Origin of the sequence: Enterocloster citroniae, assembly GCF_040545455.1 — a bacterium.
GTDB classification, from domain to species: Bacteria; Bacillota; Clostridia; order Lachnospirales; family Lachnospiraceae; genus Enterocloster; species Enterocloster citroniae.
The window spans coordinates 183563-199484 of record NZ_JBEPLZ010000008.1 but is presented as its reverse complement, the minus strand read 5'-3'; the positions used below and the strand labels follow the sequence as shown (position 1 = coordinate 199484).

At 52.3% G+C, this 15922-nt stretch carries 11 protein-coding genes and 2 tRNA genes; 12 read left to right on the top strand and 1 reads right to left on the bottom strand.

Features of this window, described 5'->3' with window-relative positions:
* Nucleotides 1-40 precede the first annotated feature (40 nt).
* The 9 genes from ABID13_RS13330 (at nucleotide 41) to ABID13_RS13290 (ending at nucleotide 10993) form a co-directional block, all read left to right on the top strand.
* The gene (locus ABID13_RS13330; RefSeq protein WP_048930781.1) at nucleotides 41-1570 is read left to right on the top strand and encodes an ABC transporter ATP-binding protein; all 1530 of its coding nucleotides are present in this window, start codon (nucleotides 41-43) and stop codon (nucleotides 1568-1570) included.
* A complete protein-coding gene (locus ABID13_RS13325) occupies nucleotides 1567-2661 on the top strand; it encodes an ABC transporter permease (protein ID WP_007867958.1) in 1095 nt (364 codons plus the stop codon). The genes ABID13_RS13330 and ABID13_RS13325 overlap by 4 nt, the downstream gene beginning before the upstream one ends.
* The gene (locus ABID13_RS13320; RefSeq protein ID WP_007867956.1) at nucleotides 2661-3578 is read left to right on the top strand and encodes an ABC transporter permease; all 918 of its coding nucleotides are present in this window, start codon (nucleotides 2661-2663) and stop codon (nucleotides 3576-3578) included. The genes ABID13_RS13325 and ABID13_RS13320 overlap by 1 nt, the downstream gene beginning before the upstream one ends.
* A gap of 63 nt (nucleotides 3579-3641) precedes the next feature.
* Nucleotides 3642-4484: a nucleoside phosphorylase gene (locus ABID13_RS13315; protein WP_007867955.1), complete on the top strand. Its 843-nt coding sequence runs from the start codon at nucleotides 3642-3644 to the stop codon at nucleotides 4482-4484.
* 327 nt (nucleotides 4485-4811) lie between these two features.
* Nucleotides 4812-5717: a DMT family transporter gene (locus ABID13_RS13310; RefSeq protein WP_007867954.1), complete on the top strand. Its 906-nt coding sequence runs from the start codon at nucleotides 4812-4814 to the stop codon at nucleotides 5715-5717.
* A gap of 138 nt (nucleotides 5718-5855) precedes the next feature.
* Complete coding sequence (locus ABID13_RS13305; protein WP_048930780.1) at nucleotides 5856-6530, top strand: ABC transporter ATP-binding protein; 675 nt, start codon at nucleotides 5856-5858, stop codon at nucleotides 6528-6530.
* A gap of 57 nt (nucleotides 6531-6587) precedes the next feature.
* The gene (locus ABID13_RS13300; protein ID WP_048930779.1) at nucleotides 6588-8558 is read left to right on the top strand and encodes a zinc ribbon domain-containing protein; all 1971 of its coding nucleotides are present in this window, start codon (nucleotides 6588-6590) and stop codon (nucleotides 8556-8558) included.
* Between the two features lie 147 nt (nucleotides 8559-8705).
* Nucleotides 8706-9893 carry an ABC transporter permease gene (locus ABID13_RS13295; RefSeq protein ID WP_007867941.1) on the top strand — a complete coding sequence of 396 codons (1188 nt, stop codon included), beginning with the start codon at nucleotides 8706-8708 and terminating at the stop codon, nucleotides 9891-9893.
* Nucleotides 9890-10993: a hypothetical protein gene (locus tag ABID13_RS13290; protein ID WP_045093147.1), complete on the top strand. Its 1104-nt coding sequence runs from the start codon at nucleotides 9890-9892 to the stop codon at nucleotides 10991-10993. The genes ABID13_RS13295 and ABID13_RS13290 overlap by 4 nt, the downstream gene beginning before the upstream one ends.
* 186 nt (nucleotides 10994-11179) lie before the next feature.
* Here ABID13_RS13290 and ABID13_RS13285 read toward each other — a convergent pair.
* Nucleotides 11180-11263, bottom strand: a tRNA-Leu gene (locus tag ABID13_RS13285).
* Between the two features lie 180 nt (nucleotides 11264-11443).
* Between ABID13_RS13285 and ABID13_RS13280 the strand changes: the two genes are divergently transcribed.
* From ABID13_RS13280 to ABID13_RS13270, 3 genes are all read left to right on the top strand, one after another.
* Nucleotides 11444-11527: transfer RNA gene (locus tag ABID13_RS13280), tRNA-Leu, on the top strand.
* Nucleotides 11528-11702: 175 nt separating this feature from the next.
* Entirely contained in the window at nucleotides 11703-12056 is a 354-nt protein-coding gene (locus tag ABID13_RS13275) for an Hpt domain-containing protein (RefSeq protein WP_007867935.1), read from the top strand.
* An 80-nt stretch (nucleotides 12057-12136) separates the two neighbouring features.
* Nucleotides 12137-15922 carry a sensor domain-containing diguanylate cyclase/phosphohydrolase gene (locus tag ABID13_RS13270; RefSeq protein ID WP_048930778.1) on the top strand — a complete coding sequence of 1262 codons (3786 nt, stop codon included), beginning with the start codon at nucleotides 12137-12139 and terminating at the stop codon, nucleotides 15920-15922.

Genomic DNA, 15922 nt, shown 5'->3' with positions numbered 1-15922 from the left:
TATCAGCAGAAGGCGGCAGCAGATTCGGAGGTGACAAAAGATGGAACTGATACGGATGGAGAAGATAACAAAGATCTATCCGGGAACAACGGCTCTCAGCGCAGTGGATTTTACGCTTCATGAGCAGGAGATCGTTTCGCTATTGGGAGAGAATGGCGCGGGAAAGACCACGCTGATGAAGATATTGTACGGGATGACACCGCAAAGTTCCGGTGAGATCTTTTACCGGGGAGAGCCCATCCGGTTCCGTAAGCCGGTGGATGCCATTGAAAAAGGGATCTGTATGGTGCACCAGCATTTTATGCTGGTGCCGGCATTCACGGTCACGGAAAACATCATAGCGGGAAGTGAACCCAGCAAGAATAAGTTCCTGGATATGAAAAAGGCAAGGCAGCAGGTAAAGGATTTGATATCCCAGTTCCATTTTAACATCGATCCTGATGTGAAGGTGGAAAAGCTGTCCGTGGGAGAGCAGCAAAGGGTGGAGATCCTTAAGGTGCTCTACCGTAAGGCGGATGTGATCATACTGGACGAGCCTACCGCAGTCCTGACGCCGAGTGAAGTGGATGACTTGTTTGTGATCCTGAAACGGCTGAGAGATGAGGGAAAGAGTATCATTATCATTACACATAAGCTGAAGGAGACAAAGGCGCTGGCGGACAGAGTTGTGGTTCTTAGGGACGGCCGCCTGGTGGTGGATGATGTGAACCCGGCGGACGTGACCACCAAACAGCTGTCGGAGATGATGGTAGGCCGGGAAGTCAATCTTCAGAAGCGGCGCCCGGCAGAGCACATCGGGAAAGTGTGTGTTCATCTGGAACATTTGACCGTAAAGGAAGACGGACAGGAAAAAGTAAAAGACGTGTCCTTTGATATCCGCCACGGTGAGATCCTGGGGATCGCGGGTATTGAGGGAAATGGACAGAGCCAGCTGATCGAGGCCCTGACCGGACTGAGGGAACCGGAATCCATGAAAATGACCCTGAATGGAAAAGAAGTTACGGGCAATTGCCGGGATTTCCTTCAGGACGGCATCGGACATATTCCAGAGGACCGTTTGTCCATGGGATTGGTAAAAGAGATGTCCATTATGGACAACATGATTCTGGGGTATCACCGGGAATCGGACTTTTGCAGGAAGAGTGGCTTGCTGGAGAAAAAATCCATATTCCGGTATGCCCAGAAGCTGAAGGATAAATTCCAGGTCAAGGCACCCAATGTGGAGGCTGCGGTCAGTTCCCTGTCAGGGGGCAACCAGCAGAAGATCATCATTGCCAGGGCATTCAGCAGGGATCCGAAAGCGATCATCATTGCCCATCCAACCCGAGGGGTGGATATAGGGGCAATGGAATATATACACAGCCAGCTGATCGAACTCAGGGACCAGGGGGCAGCTATCCTGCTGATCTCCGCGGATCTGGATGAGGTGAGGACTTTAAGCGACAGGCTCCTTGTGATCTACGAAGGTGAGATCGTATCAGAAAGCATGCCGGGAGAACTGGATGAGGTTGAAATGGGACTTTTGATGACCGGCGGCCATACCATGGTGGAAAAGGAGGTGCAGGCATGAACGAACAAATGAAGAGCGCAAAAAGGACAGCCATGAAAAATTCCTTCATCAACTCCTTTTTTGCTTTAGTATTCTCCCTCCTTTTAGGAATGATATTTATCGGCATCAGCGGATATTCACCGCTGGAAAGCTATAAAGCTATTTTCGGCGTGTCCCTGGGAACGGTCAAGGGATTTGCACTTTCACTGAGCCAGGCCACACCGATCATGTTTACAGGACTTTCCTTTGCCCTGGCTTACCGGGTGCGTATGATCAATACAGGAGCGGAAGGACAGCTCTATGCAGGGGCCATGGCGGCCGCGCTGGTGGGGGCTTATATCACAAACCTGCCGGGCGTTATCCATGTGCCGTTGGCCCTGCTGGCGGCGATCGTGGCAGGAGGAGCAGTGGCATTTTTTGTAGCCCTTGCAAAGATCAAATTCGGAGCCAATGAGATCATCATGACCTTGATGTTAAATGAGATCATCCAGCTGTTTACCAGTTACCTGGCCAACGGGCCTTTAAAACCCCCGGGAAGCGGTGTGGGACAGACGGAGCGTATCGCGGACAGCGCCAAGCTGGTGAAGCTGATTCCCCAGACCCAGCTGACAATCGCTATTTTTGTGGTGATCATTGTAGCCATACTGCTGCAGTTCATGCTGGACCGGACCGTTTTTGGCTATGAGATACAAGTGACGGGCCTGAACCTGAGGGCGGCCAAGGTTGCCGGTATCTCTGTACCCAAAACATACCTGACCACATTTGCTCTGAGCGGAGCAGTGGCAGGCCTTGGGGGAGCGGCCATGGTGCTGGGAGTCAATTACCGGTTTATTGAGGGCTTTTCTTCCGGCTATGGATTTGCGGGCATTTCCGTAGCAGCGCTGGCAGCCTACAGTCCGGTGGGGGTTATCCTTTCGGCATTCCTGATCGGAATCCTGAAGGCGGGTACCATCACACTGAACAGGACCACGTCCATACCGGTGGAGTTCGTGGATGTGATCCAGGTTCTGGTCATCATCTTTGTGGCGGCGCCGGCACTGATCCAGGCTATCTTGAAACAGGTACATAAATTTAAGAAGGAGAAACAGGAATCTTACGGAGGTGAAAGCTGATGCAGTTTAATATAGATTTGGTATATTCCATTTTAGCGTCCACCCTGCGCAGTTCCGTGCCATTGATCCTGGCATCCATGGGAGGCTGTTTTTCCATGCGGGCCGGTGTCAGTGATCTGGGGTTGGAAGGTATGATGCTGGCAGGCTCCTTCTTTGCGGTGTTGGGTTCCTGGATCTCAGGAAATGCGTGGATCGGGCTTTTGACCGGCATCCTGTTCGGCGCTGTTTTTTCCATGCTTCACGCAGTCATGCATATTTCTTACAAGGTAAACGCGTCCATCAGCGGAATGTGCGTAAACCTGCTGGCCAGCGCCGTGACGCCTCTTTTGCTGAACGTTATCTTTGGCATGAGCGGAAAGTCTGTGAGCGTGGCGGCATTCGCAAAGCCAAACTGGGGCATACTCCAGAAGATACCTGTGATTGGCAGGATTTTGGGAGCCCAGAACATACTGTTTTTCCTGACCATACTTCTGGTCATTGTCAGCTGGATCTTCTTATATAAGACGACCCTGGGGCTGCGGATGAGAATGGTCAGTGAAAATCCGCAGGCGGCCAGCACCGTAGGCTTGAATGTCCGTATTTACAAGTATTTCGGAGTGGCCATGAGCGGCGCCTTTGCCGGACTGGGCGGGGCCTACCTGTCCCTGGGACAGATGAACCTGTTTGTGGAAGATATGACTTCAGGAAGAGGATACATTGCCGTGGTTATCAATGCATTCGGAAGGTACAACCCGGTGGGTGCGCTGGGCGGCAGCCTTTTCTTTGGATTTTTTGATTCCCTGCAGACCATTTTCCAGAGCATCCTTCCATCCCAGCTGGTTATGATGACGCCCTATGTATTTACCCTGCTTGTCATTACCTTTGGATTAAAGGGAGGCAAGGCACCGGCAGGTGTGGGCAAGCATGTGGAGACTTGATACGGCACAGATATTGGAACAGATCATATTGAGAACAGAATGGTAATGGAGGAGTACAGACATATGACAAACAACGAGTGGGAAAATGCATCCCGTCCAACGGATAAGGACGGCAAACAATATCATATCCAGTGCGGTAAGGGGGATGTGGCCCGTTACTGCCTGCTTCCCGGTGATCCCAAACGGGTGGGGAAAATTGCCCGGATGTGGGACAGCGGCCACCTTGTGGCAGACTACAGGGAGCATGTGACCTATACGGGAAAGATCGGGGACATGGACATTTCTGCCTGTTCCACAGGGGCAGGCGGCGGTTCAACGGCCAGTGCATTAGAGGATCTGGCGGAAGTCGGCTGTGACACACTGATCCGTGTGGGAACCTGCGGAGCAATCCAGACCTATATCAAACCGGGCGATCTGATCATCTGCACAGGAGCGGTAAGAAAGGAAGGGACCAGCGATGGATATGTGACCAATTCCTATCCGGCCGTGGCTGACCACGAGGTGACCATGGCATTGATCGAGGCGGCGGAGCAGCTGGGGTATACCTACCATGTGGGAATTGGATACACGGCCTCCTCCTTCTTCTGCGGACAGGGGCGTCCGGGGCACAACGGATACAGCCAGAGTTTCATGAAGACATTGCTGCCGGATATGCAGGCGGCCGGAGTACTTAACTTCGAGATGGAGGCAGCGACCGTCCTCACCATCAGCTCCCTTTACAAAATGCGTGCAGGCGCTATTTTTACCGTGGTGGCCAACCGGGTGGAGAATTCCTTCCAGTATGACAACAGCACGGTGGATCATAACCTGGAAGTGGCGAACCTGGCCATGCAGCTTCTATGGGAATGGGATAAAAAGAAAAAGGAAAAGGGAAAAGCGCATATTTCCCTGTCTCTTATTAAATAGTACGTGGTAAAACCCTATCTGCCACGGCAACAGGAAATCCAATAGGCATGGAGACAACATGGCCCTCAGGGGCCGCCGGCTCTCCATGCCTTTTGTGACCATATGGCATGGCGGTGAGGTATGGACATATGGCTCCTAAGAACTGGTTGCATCAACGCCCGATCTGAGGTACAATATCCTGAGTTGTTAAAACGTGAGACCTTGGAACAGCAGGATGCCCAGGGTCTTTTTCAGTCTGCGGAAAGCAGTCCCTATGGGAACAGGCTCTGCCATGATACACATGGTTCTGCAAAAGCAGGAGATAGACCATATCAGGAGGAAGACCGTATGAAAAAAGCTTTGTTTTATGGTATATTGGCATCATTTTTTTTCGCTTTTACCTTTATACTGAACAGGAGCATGAACCTTGCAGGAGGGTACTGGCTGTGGGCAGCCTGTCTGCGCTATCTGTTCACCCTTCCCATGCTGGTTCTGATGCTGGCCAGGGAGAAGGGGGCGATGGCAGAGGTTTGGAGGGAGATATGCCTGCGCCCGTTTGAATGGGTGCTGTGGAGTACGGTGGGATTCGGATTGTTCTACGCGCCGCTGACCTTTGGGTCTGTGTTTGGGGAGTCCTGGCTGGCAGCGGCCACATGGCAGCTGACCATTGTGGCGGGCGTGCTTTTGACCCCTCTTTTTGGAAAGAGGATACCGGTCAGGAACCTGTCCTGGTCCTTGCTGATCCTGGCCGGGATCTTCCTGCTCCAGGTTCCCCATCTGAAACGGGCCGATGGAGGAACCGTGTTCCTCACCCTGGTTCCCATCCTGGTTGCGGCATTTTCCTATCCCCTGGGAAACCGGAAGATGATGGCGTGCTGCCCTCCATCCATGTCAACCATCAAAAGGGTGTTTGGAATGACTCTTTGCAGCATGCCCTTTTGGCTTCTGCTGTCCCTCTGGGCAGCGGTAAGGTCCGGGCTTCCCGGCAGGGGACAGGTGATGCAGTCGCTGTGTGTGGCCCTGTTTTCCGGTGTGATCGCCACCGTGCTGTTCTTTCGGGCAACGGATATGGTAAAGCACAATCCAAGGCAGCTGGCAGTGGTTGAAGCCACGCAGTGCGGGGAAGTGGTATTCACCCTGCTGGGCGGTATCTTCCTGCTGCAGGACGGTGTGCCCGACAAGGCCGGATTGGCCGGCATTGCGGTGATCGTGGCCGGAATGATCGGCAACAGCCTGGCTGCTCAGGAAAAGTAAAATAGGCAGCCATCAACCTCTATATTAAGAAGCCTGTTAAAAAACCGTAATAATTATTATTTTGCAATCAGTGCGGATTTGTGCTACACTGAAAAATAGAGTTACAATTTTAACGAACATCAGGAGTGGTCTAAAACAATGCTGGAAATATCAGGAATATGCAAATCTTATCGCAGGCAAGTCATCCTTGAGGGGGTGGAACTAACGGTAGAACCGGGGGACTGTGTAGGAATTGTGGGATATAACGGCTGTGGAAAGACCACTCTTTTGTCAATTATCTCAGGAGCCTTAAAGGCGGACAAGGGCAGTATTGTATTTAACGGCAGACAGGCGGTGGGACGTCCTCGGGTGTTTGCCGAGGAGGCCGCCTATGTGCCTCAGGAGAATCCTCTGATGGAAGAACTGACGGTCAGGGACAACCTGCTTTTGTGGTACAGGGGAAGCAGGAAGGGAATGGAAGAGGATCTGAAAAACGGAGCCGCCGCCATGCTGGGGGTGGATAAGATGTTAAACCGCACGGCCGGAAAGCTTTCAGGAGGAATGAAAAAGAGGGTCAGTATTGCCTGTGCTTTGTCCAACCATGCGCCTGTGCTGATCATGGATGAGCCGGGGGCTGCCCTGGATCTGGAATGCAAGGAACTGATCAGGAATTACCTTCGGAAGTATATGGCAGGAGGCGGTGCGGTGGTGCTGACTTCCCATGAACTGGCCGAACTGGCTCTGTGCACACAGATGCATGTGTTGAGGCAGGGCCGCTTGACAAAGATTGAAAATGGTCTGTCGGCCAATGAGCTGATCAGCCAGTTTCGATAGAAATACAACAGGACATGCAGAATATGCATGGACCCGATGCAAGGGAGGAGAAAAAGAATGAAATGCACAAAATGCGGAGCGGAGTGCGGGGATGAAGTGAAATTCTGTACCCAGTGCGGCGCTCCATTGGACAGCGAAGGCCAGGAAACAAAGGCAGAGACCGCAGGAGAAACAGGGGCAGAGACTGCAGAGGAAACTGCAGGAGAGACAGAGATTGTAGAAGAAATTGCAGGAGAAACAGTGGCAGAGACCGCAGGAGAAACAGCGGCACAAGGCGCGGGCTCAGAGCAGGCATTGGCCGCAGAAGACCAGCCGCCAACAGTGGAAGACCAGACTGTACAGCCGGCAGATACCCAGCCGGTTCAGACATCAGCCGGTGAGCCGGGCCCCAATAAGAAATTCATGAAGATCCTTTTTGCAGTCATTGCCATTGTATTTGTTGCTGCCGCAGCAGCACTGGCATATGTAAAGATGACGGCAAAGGATCCAAAGCAGGTAGTGATTGATGCTTTTGAAAACATTTACAAGGACGGCCAGGTGTTCCCGTCAGAGGAATTGTTCGGCTTTAAGGACTTTGCCGACACGGCACTGAAAGAAGACAGGGAAAGCGGTATGACCCTTAAGATGGACAGCTGTTCGGATCCCAGTGTGAATGCTTTTGCAGGCAGCGGACTGCGCCTGGAGGGCAGGGAAGACAGGACCAACAACCGGAACGCCTTTAACATGGGTGTGATCTACAACGGAATGGATCTTGCCAATTTTGATGCTTACTATGGCGATGATACCCTGATGATGGCGATCCCCGAGCTGAGCAGCAAGGTGTTTACCGTGGATCTGGGAGAAGGACTGGCGGACCGCATTAAGAACTCACCCACCATCGGCCCTATGCTGGCTGACAGCGGCGTGGATGTGGATGGCCTGGCAGGATATTTTACAGACTTGATCGATGAAGTCGAGAAGGCTGAGGAGGAGGGAAAAGCTCCATTTGATATCGAAGCCCTTATGAACCGTTATAAGGAAGGCTGCAAGGCACAGGACAACTTCAAGGCGGCTCTCACCGTTACCAAGGCGGACAAGGGTACCTACACCATGAACGGCGCACAGGTCAGCTGCCAGGGGTATGACGTTGTGATCAGCAAGGATTCCATGATCGAGTTCCTGCGCACATCTTCTGATTTCTTCCTGCAGGATGAGACCCTGAAAGGTGATTACTTAAAGCAGCTGGAAGCCACCGTGAGAATGAGCGAGCTGATGGGCGGCGCTGTAACAGGAGCCGGTTCCGTGTCTGCACAGGAGATGCAGGAGCAGACCTATGATGAGGTCAAGGAAACTGTGGACGAAATGATCACATATCTGGAGAAGTCACTGACAGATGTGCAGATGACAGTTTATGTTGACAAGAGCGGAAACCTTGCCGCAGTGGACGGAAGCACGAACCTGTACGTGGAAGATGAACCAGGCGTGGAAGACGGATACGTGGCAGTTAACTTTAAGTTAGAGCTTCAGGGCGGAGCCTATCTGACGCAGAATCTGACGGGCAGTGTTGTTTTGGAGGATGCCACAGACACAGTGACAGTGGACCTTTTAAAGCAGGGAACCTATGACGGCAAAAAACTGACCTGTGACCTGTCCGTGGATATCGGACTTCCGGAGGATGCCAACTACAATTTCATGTACACAGGAACTTATGATTCTGCAGACGGAAGCTACCATGCAGGTGTGGAAGTGGGCGGCGAAGGTTCCCAGATCCTTAAGATGTCCGCCACAGGCGTGATGGATCAGCTGGAAAAGGGCAAGAATTTCCACATGGATATCGATTCACTGGAGATCGCGGCCATGGACAATACCATGAATGTGGTCCTCAGCGGCGAGGTGTACAGCAGACCTCTGAGCAGTGAAGTAACGCCTCTGGAGGGTGAGCCCCTGGATGTGCTGGCAGCCACGGAGCAGGATTGGAACAATGTGCTGATGGAAATGGTATTCGGCGTGATGGGTCTGGCAGGACAGCTGGATGTACCGATGTATTAAGGCGGCTAAGGCAGCTGCGGTAAATACGGCTAAGGCGCTGTAGTTAATACGGACTGAAAAGCCGTGAAATACAAGTAATTGAAAAACGTGCCCGGGTTTTTGACCAAAGGGTCAGGGATCCGGGCGTGACAAAAGGAATGGGGAAATATGTCTGCACGTCTGGTTTATCTTAAACTGGAGTTAAAACGAGCATGTAAAAAGCTTCCCCACATCATTGCAGGGGCAATCGTGCTGTTACTATTGGCGGGTACGGTTGCCTTTTTGGCAAGTAAGATGTTGTATGGGAAGCAGGTATCAGGGAGGATCACCGTAGGGGTGGTGCTTCCTGAGGGAGATGCGGTGGCAAAGAAGGCGGTTGCCATGGTTAGTTCTCTGGAAAGCGTAAAGAGTATCTGTGATTTTGAATATATGGACCGTGAGGAAGGGGTGGCCAGGCTGAGGGCAGGGAAGCTGTTCGGGGTAATGGAGGTGCCGGAGGGATTTGTCCAGGATATTATGAATGGGACCAATACACCGGTGCGCATCATACTGCCGGAAGGGGCAGGTTTGGAGAGCCGGATCTTCAAGGAACTCACAGATGCCGGCTCCAGGACGCTGGGAGCCAGCCAGGCAGGAATCTATGCCGGCGATGAGCTTTGTGTTCTGGAGGGGATGACTGATTCCATTCCCCGCCTGGAGGCGGATCTGAACCGGATCTTTATGGGGTACAGCCTTCCCCGGATGGATTATTTCAGGAATGTAAGGGTCACGGCTACCGGGGATGTGGATACGTACCACTTTTACGGGATCAGCGCGTTTGTGCTGTTCCTTCTCCTGTGCGCCATTCCGGTGTCGGCCTACCTGTCACCTGCCAGCCGGACCATGAGGCAGAAACTGTCCCTTATAGGTGTGGGCAATGCCACGGTCATAGGCGCAAGAATCCTGGGCCTGGGCCTGCTGATGGGGGTAACCGCCCTGCTGGCCCTGGCAGCAGCATGGGGCCTTGGCTGGATCACATGGAGCCTGCCGGGGATCCTGTCTGTTGCAGCCGTATGCGTGGCGGCTTCCTCCATGGTCGTATTCCTGTACCAGGCCGCGGGCAGCCTGATGGGGGGCGTGATGCTCCTGTTTCTGGCGGTTACGGCCATGCATTTTCTTGCAGGCGGGTTCCTTCCCCTTGTATTCCTGCCAGCCTCCTTACGGACAGCGGCAGCCTTCCTGCCCACCTATATTTTTATGGAAGGTGTGAAGATGGCAGTGACTTCGGCTTTCAGTATCGCGGTGTTCTGTAAACTGGCAGCAGTGGCAGCCGTATGCTTTCTGCTCAGCCTTTGGGTGGAGGTGGGAAGAAGATGAAAAAAGTAATGGTATGGTTCCTGCTCTCCTGCAAGCGATATATTAAAAAGCTCTCCTTTCTGCTGATCCTTCTTCTGCTTCCGCTTGTGATCCTGGCAGTTGATAAGGGGCAGGGAGATAAGGGGCAGGAGATTAAGATTGCCATCGCTGTCCAGAACGGCCAGGAGAATGAACTGGGCGCTGAACTGGCGGAAGGTCTAATAAACCGCAGACTGGGCCGGGACGCCGGCATGTTCCGGTTTTATGAATGCCGGGATGAAGAAGCTGTTAAGGACGAGGTGGCTTCCCGCAGGGCGGAGTGCGGGTTTGTGGTATATGAGGATTTTAAGGAAAAACTGGATGCCGGAAACTACAGGCGCAGCATAGGTGTGTATTCAGCTCCTTCCACCGTGTCGGCGTCCCTGTCCACGGAAACGGTATTTGCCGCGCTGATGGAAATCTATGACAGGCAGCTTTTAATGGATTATGTGGGTGAGGAGTCCCTGTTTGAACAGCTGGGAGCACCGGGAAGCGCGCAGCGGGAACAAGCCGCCGCACAGTCGGGGGAACTCTATGACAAATGGCTTGCTAACGGAAGTACTTTCCGGTTTGAGTACAGCTTTCTGGATCAGGAAGGCCGTGAGCAAACGTCTTCCGATGCCCTGTCCGGGACCGTATTTCCCGTCAGGGGGCTGGTGGCCGTGTATGTGTTTATAACAGGCCTGTACGGTGCTGTGGTGCTGTGCGGGGACGAAGAAAGGGGATTATACCTTCCGTTGTCCTATGGCTTGAGGACGCCCTGCCGCCTGGCGTCCATGGCAGCCCCTGTGTTCCTGGCGTCCATATCCGGCCTGATGGCTCTGTGGGCCGGCAGGAGCCTGGGAGCGCCTGCAAAGGAGATAATTGTCATGGCAGTTTACTGCGGGGCGGTAACGGCCGTATCCTGGCTTTTAAAGCTGGCCTGCCGCAGGCCCCAGGTACTCTGCTGCATCATCCCCTTTTTTGTCATAGGAAGCCTGTTGTTCTGTCCTGTGTTTATAGATGCAGGTAGGTATCTGGATGTGTTTGACCAGGTGGGAAAAATGTTCCCTCCCTGGTATTACCTGAATATGTTCCGGTGACGGCAGTGAGATGACTAAAGGGTCAATGATAAAAAGAAACAAAGAATCCTGCTCGCAGGATTCTCCGCCTTCGGCGGGGCGCTTCAGCGACATCTTTCCTTCCGCCGCGGTGTGATCCCGCGGAGTGTTTTTAAATTTCCCGTGATACAAAAAATCCCAGACCGTTATGATCTGGGATTCCGCTACTGCAGAAGAAGGGAGTCGAACCCTCAAGGTATTACTACCACACGGACCTGAACCGTGCGCGTCTGCCAATTCCGCCACTTCTGCATTCTGCTGCTGTCGAGTTGTTGTCTCAAGCAACGAAGGTTATTATAAGATAGGTTGGCCTATTTGTCAACTATATTTTTGAAAAAATTTCCTGACATTGCCAAAAGAAAAAAAAATTAGAATATTTTTCAAAAACCAGTTGCCAATTGTAAAATTCTATGCTATACTACCATTCGTGTTGCGGGAGTGCTGGAATTGGCAGACAGGCAAGACTAAGGATCTTGTGGGTGTATGCTCGTGTGGGTTCAAGTCCCATCTCCCGCACTAAAAAGCCTAGTGTATACTAGGCTTTTTTGTATTATATCATAATACGGCAAAGGATCGGGATCGTGCCGGATACCAGGCGGATCCATAAAAATACAGGTGTAATTTTAGGATGAGATATGATAAAATAATGCCATGTAAAGGGTCCGGCTTACTGGCCGGAAAAGGAGGATATATGGATTTGAATACAATACTTGTACTTCAGAATGCAGGGGTGGATACAGAAGGGGCCTTAAGACGGTTCAGCGGTAATTCCGGGCTTTATGAGCGCTTTCTTACAAAGTTTTTGTCCGATCCCACGTTTCAGGATGTGACAAACGCCTTTGAGGCAGAGGATACACAGGCTGCCCTGACTTCCACCCATACCTTTAAGGGACTGACAGCCAACCTGGGGCTTACCAGGCTCTACGGCATATCCTCAGAGATGGTGGACTGTATCAGAGGGGATAAGTTTGCGGAAGCGTCCGGGAAGTATGGTGAACTGAAGAAAGCATATGATGAGATCTGTGAGATCCTTTCCAAGGCCTGAGTTTTGTACAAAAGCCTTATTTGAATGTATCAATCGCCTGAATCCACGGATCCAGGCGGATCGCAGAGAGGAAAAGTAAGATGCGCCAGCGGGATACGATACTGATTGTAGATGATATGGAGATAAACCGGGTCATACTGAGCGGCCTGTTTCAGGATGAATACCATCTGTTGGAAGCGGAGAACGGGGAACAGGCCCTTCTGCTGTTAAAGCAGTACCACAGCAATATTGCCATCATGCTTCTGGATGTGGTGATGCCTGTGATGGACGGATATCAGGTAATGAAGGAGATGGGGGCAGGCGGTTTCCTGGATGAGGTGCCGGTGGTGGTGATCACCGCGGACAATTCCCTGGAGGGCGAACTTCGCTCATTTGACCTGGGGGCATCGGACATCATTGTAAAGCCTTTTGAACCCCATGTGGTAAAGCGCCGTGTACATAATATAATTGAACTTTACCTTCACAAGCATAACCTGGAGGATATGGTGGACCACCAAGCCCGCAAGCTGAAGGAATCCAACGACATACTGGTGGATGCCTTGTCTTCCGTCATTGAGTACAGAAGCCTGGAGTCGGGACAGCACATCAAGCGGATACGCCTTCTCACCAGGGTACTTCTGGAGGAGGTGTCAAAGAACTGTCCGGAATACGGTCTGGACCAGCAGAAGATAGAGGTTATTGCATCGGCTTCCGCCCTCCACGATATCGGAAAGATCGCCATAGAGGACAGGATCCTGAATAAACCGGGTCGCCTTACCCCGGAAGAATTTGAGATCATGAAGACCCACACCATAAAGGGCTGCCAGATTCTGGACAGCTTGGGCAGGATGAGTGACAAGGAATATCTGCAATATGCATATAACATCTGTCATTACCATCATGAGAGATGGGATGGAAAGGGATATCCGGAAGGACTTTGCAAGGATGCAATCCCCATCTGCGCCCAGGCGGTGTCCGTGGTGGATGCATATGATGCCCTTACATCCGACCGTGTATATAAGAATGCCATCCCCTATCAGCAGGCAGCCAATATGATCCTTAACGGGGAATGCGGCGCTTTTTCTCCAAAGATGCTGGAATGTTTTAAGACCGTTCAGCCTGCGCTGGCCGGCCTGTGCCGGCAGTATGCGGACGGGAATGTACCCAGGGAGCACTCCCTGTCCCAGGAAGCCTCCCTGATGCCTGTGGCGGAGGGAAGCGTCAGCGCCCTGCAGCTGGAGCAGATGAAGTATCTGGCCATGCTGCGGTATGAAAACACCATGGTGGTGGAGGTGGATTTCTCCACGGGAAGCTACCATATGGTGTATGCCCCTAATCTGCGCATTAAGCGTTCGTTCCAGGGGGAGCGTCTGGAGGACGCGGTGGGACGTTACATTGCCGAGATGGTGGATCCGCAGGACCAGGAATATATGCGGGAGGCATGGGCTATGGGAATGCCCGGTTTTTTCCAGCAGGGAATGCTGAAAAAATCATGGAAGCACCGCGTACGGGACGGGCAGGGATGGTGCTGGTTTGACCTGACCATCCTAAGGATCGATATCGAACACCCGCGCCAGAGAAAGGCCCTGCTTTTGTGGAAAGCACTGGAAGCAGAGGCGGAACATATTTCAGCCGGAAGAACGGGCGGACAGCAGGAAACAGGGGAGGAACTTCAGGATGATGTTCAAATTCTCCACAGCATCCTGAAAGGCATATCCCGTTACCGCAACGACCAGTGGTTTACCATCCTGGAAATTGACGATGGATTCATGGGATATGGAAGGGATGAGATCAACGGCCGGTTCCACGGCCACTATCTGGACATGATCCATCCGGATGACCGAACACGGGTCAAAAAGGAACTGTCGGACCAGCTGAACCATGGAAATGAATTTGAACTGGAGTACCGTGTACAGGATGCGGACGGGGTGAGCAACTGGGTATTAGGCAAGGGATGCCTGATCACGGACCAGGATGGACAGGAGTGCCTTTACAGTGTGATCATTGATATCAACCAGACGAAGCGCGCACAGGAGGAACTGCGCCTTGGACTGGAGCGGTATAAGATCATCATGGAACAGACCAATGATATCTTTTTTGAGTGGGATATTGAGACGGACACGGTCAACTATTCCCCTAACTGGAAAGGGAAGTTTGGCTATGATCCCATCTCCGCCAGGGCTTCGGAGCGGATTCCTAAGATATCCCACCTCCACCCGGAGGACATGGCTCCCTTTGGGGCATTTATCCAGCAGATCCGCTCAGGCAGACGGTATGGGGAACTGGAATTTAAGGTTTCTGATTCCAGGGGGCGTTACCAGTGGTGCAAACTGAGGGCAACCACACAGTTTGACGACCAGGGAAAGCCCTGCAAGGCAATCGGGATCGTAATTGATATCAATGAAGAAAAGATGGCAGCCCAGGAGCTGAAGGCACGCGCGGAGAGGGATACCCTTACCAGGCTGTACAACAAAGCTTCCGCCCGACAGAGGATCGAATATCTGCTGGCTAACCGGGAAAAACCTGGGGGAGCAGCCTTGTTTATCATTGATATCGACAATTTTAAGATGGTCAATGACCAGTATGGCCATATGTTTGGGGATGCGGTGCTGACAAAGATAGCGTCCCAGCTTTCCCGTCTGTTCAGAAGCAGCGATATCGTGTCGCGGATTGGCGGGGATGAGTTCATGGCTCTTCTCCAGGGGGTTTTGGGGGACGAGCAGGTGAAGATGGTGGCAGGGCGTATCCTGGAATGCTTTGACCGGGTATTGGAGGAACTGCCCAGAGAGTGCAGCATTACCAGCAGTATTGGGATCGCTGTCTGCCCAAGGGATGGGGATGATTTCCAGACCCTGTTCCAGCGGGCGGATGTGGCCCTCTACCACGCCAAGGCCTGCGGCAAAAACCAGTACCAGATTTATGACCAGTCCATGGAAAGCAGGGCCTACGGGCAGAATGCGGGGAGACAGACCGCGGCAAACACTACCATTGAGTCGGAAGGGACGGAACTGGTGTTAAGCGATCTTCTTCCAAGGGCGTTTAATATCCTCAGCAAGGCGGAGCAGCTGGACCGGGCGGTTGAGAGTGTACTGGAACTGCTGGGGGAGCGGCTTCAGGTGAGCAGGGCCTACGTGTTTGAAAACTCCGAGGACAACCTGTTTTACAGCAATACCTTTGAGTGGTGCGCAGAAGGCATTGAGCCGCAGAAGGATAAGATGCAGAACATGGCATACTCAGAGTTTGACAGTGATTACAGAGATTATTTTAACGAGAGAGGCATCCTCTACTGTGATGATATAGGAAAGTTTCCACGGGACATCAGGGAACTGATGGAAAGCCAGGGGATCCAGTCCATGCTCCAGTGTGCAATCAAAGACAACGGAGTGTTTAAGGGCTGGGTGGGATTTGACGACTGTACGTCCAAATGCCTGTGGACCATCAACCAGATCGAGGTGCTGTCATTTATCTCCGAGCTTTTGTCCCTGTTTCTTTTAAAGCAGAGGGCCCAGGACAATGTCATGGAATTGGCGGGGGATCTGAGGGCTGTCCTGGATCACCAGAACTCATGGATCTATGTGGTGGACATCGGAACCCGGGAACTGCTGTATATCAATGAAAAGACGCAGCGGATCGCGCCGGAGGCCAAATTGGGCATGAGCTGCCATAAAGCCTTTTTCGGGCGAAAGGAACCGTGCGCCAGATGCCCCATGGAAGATATCCGCCATAAGATAAACTGTACCATGGAAGTATACAATCCTCTTCTCAAGGTATGGTCCCTGGCGGACGCGTCCGTGATCCGCTGGGGAAAGAAGGACGCATGTTTGCTGGCATGCCATGATATTACCCGCTACAAGACAGGTAAGGACGGGCCGGATCAGGAAAAGTAG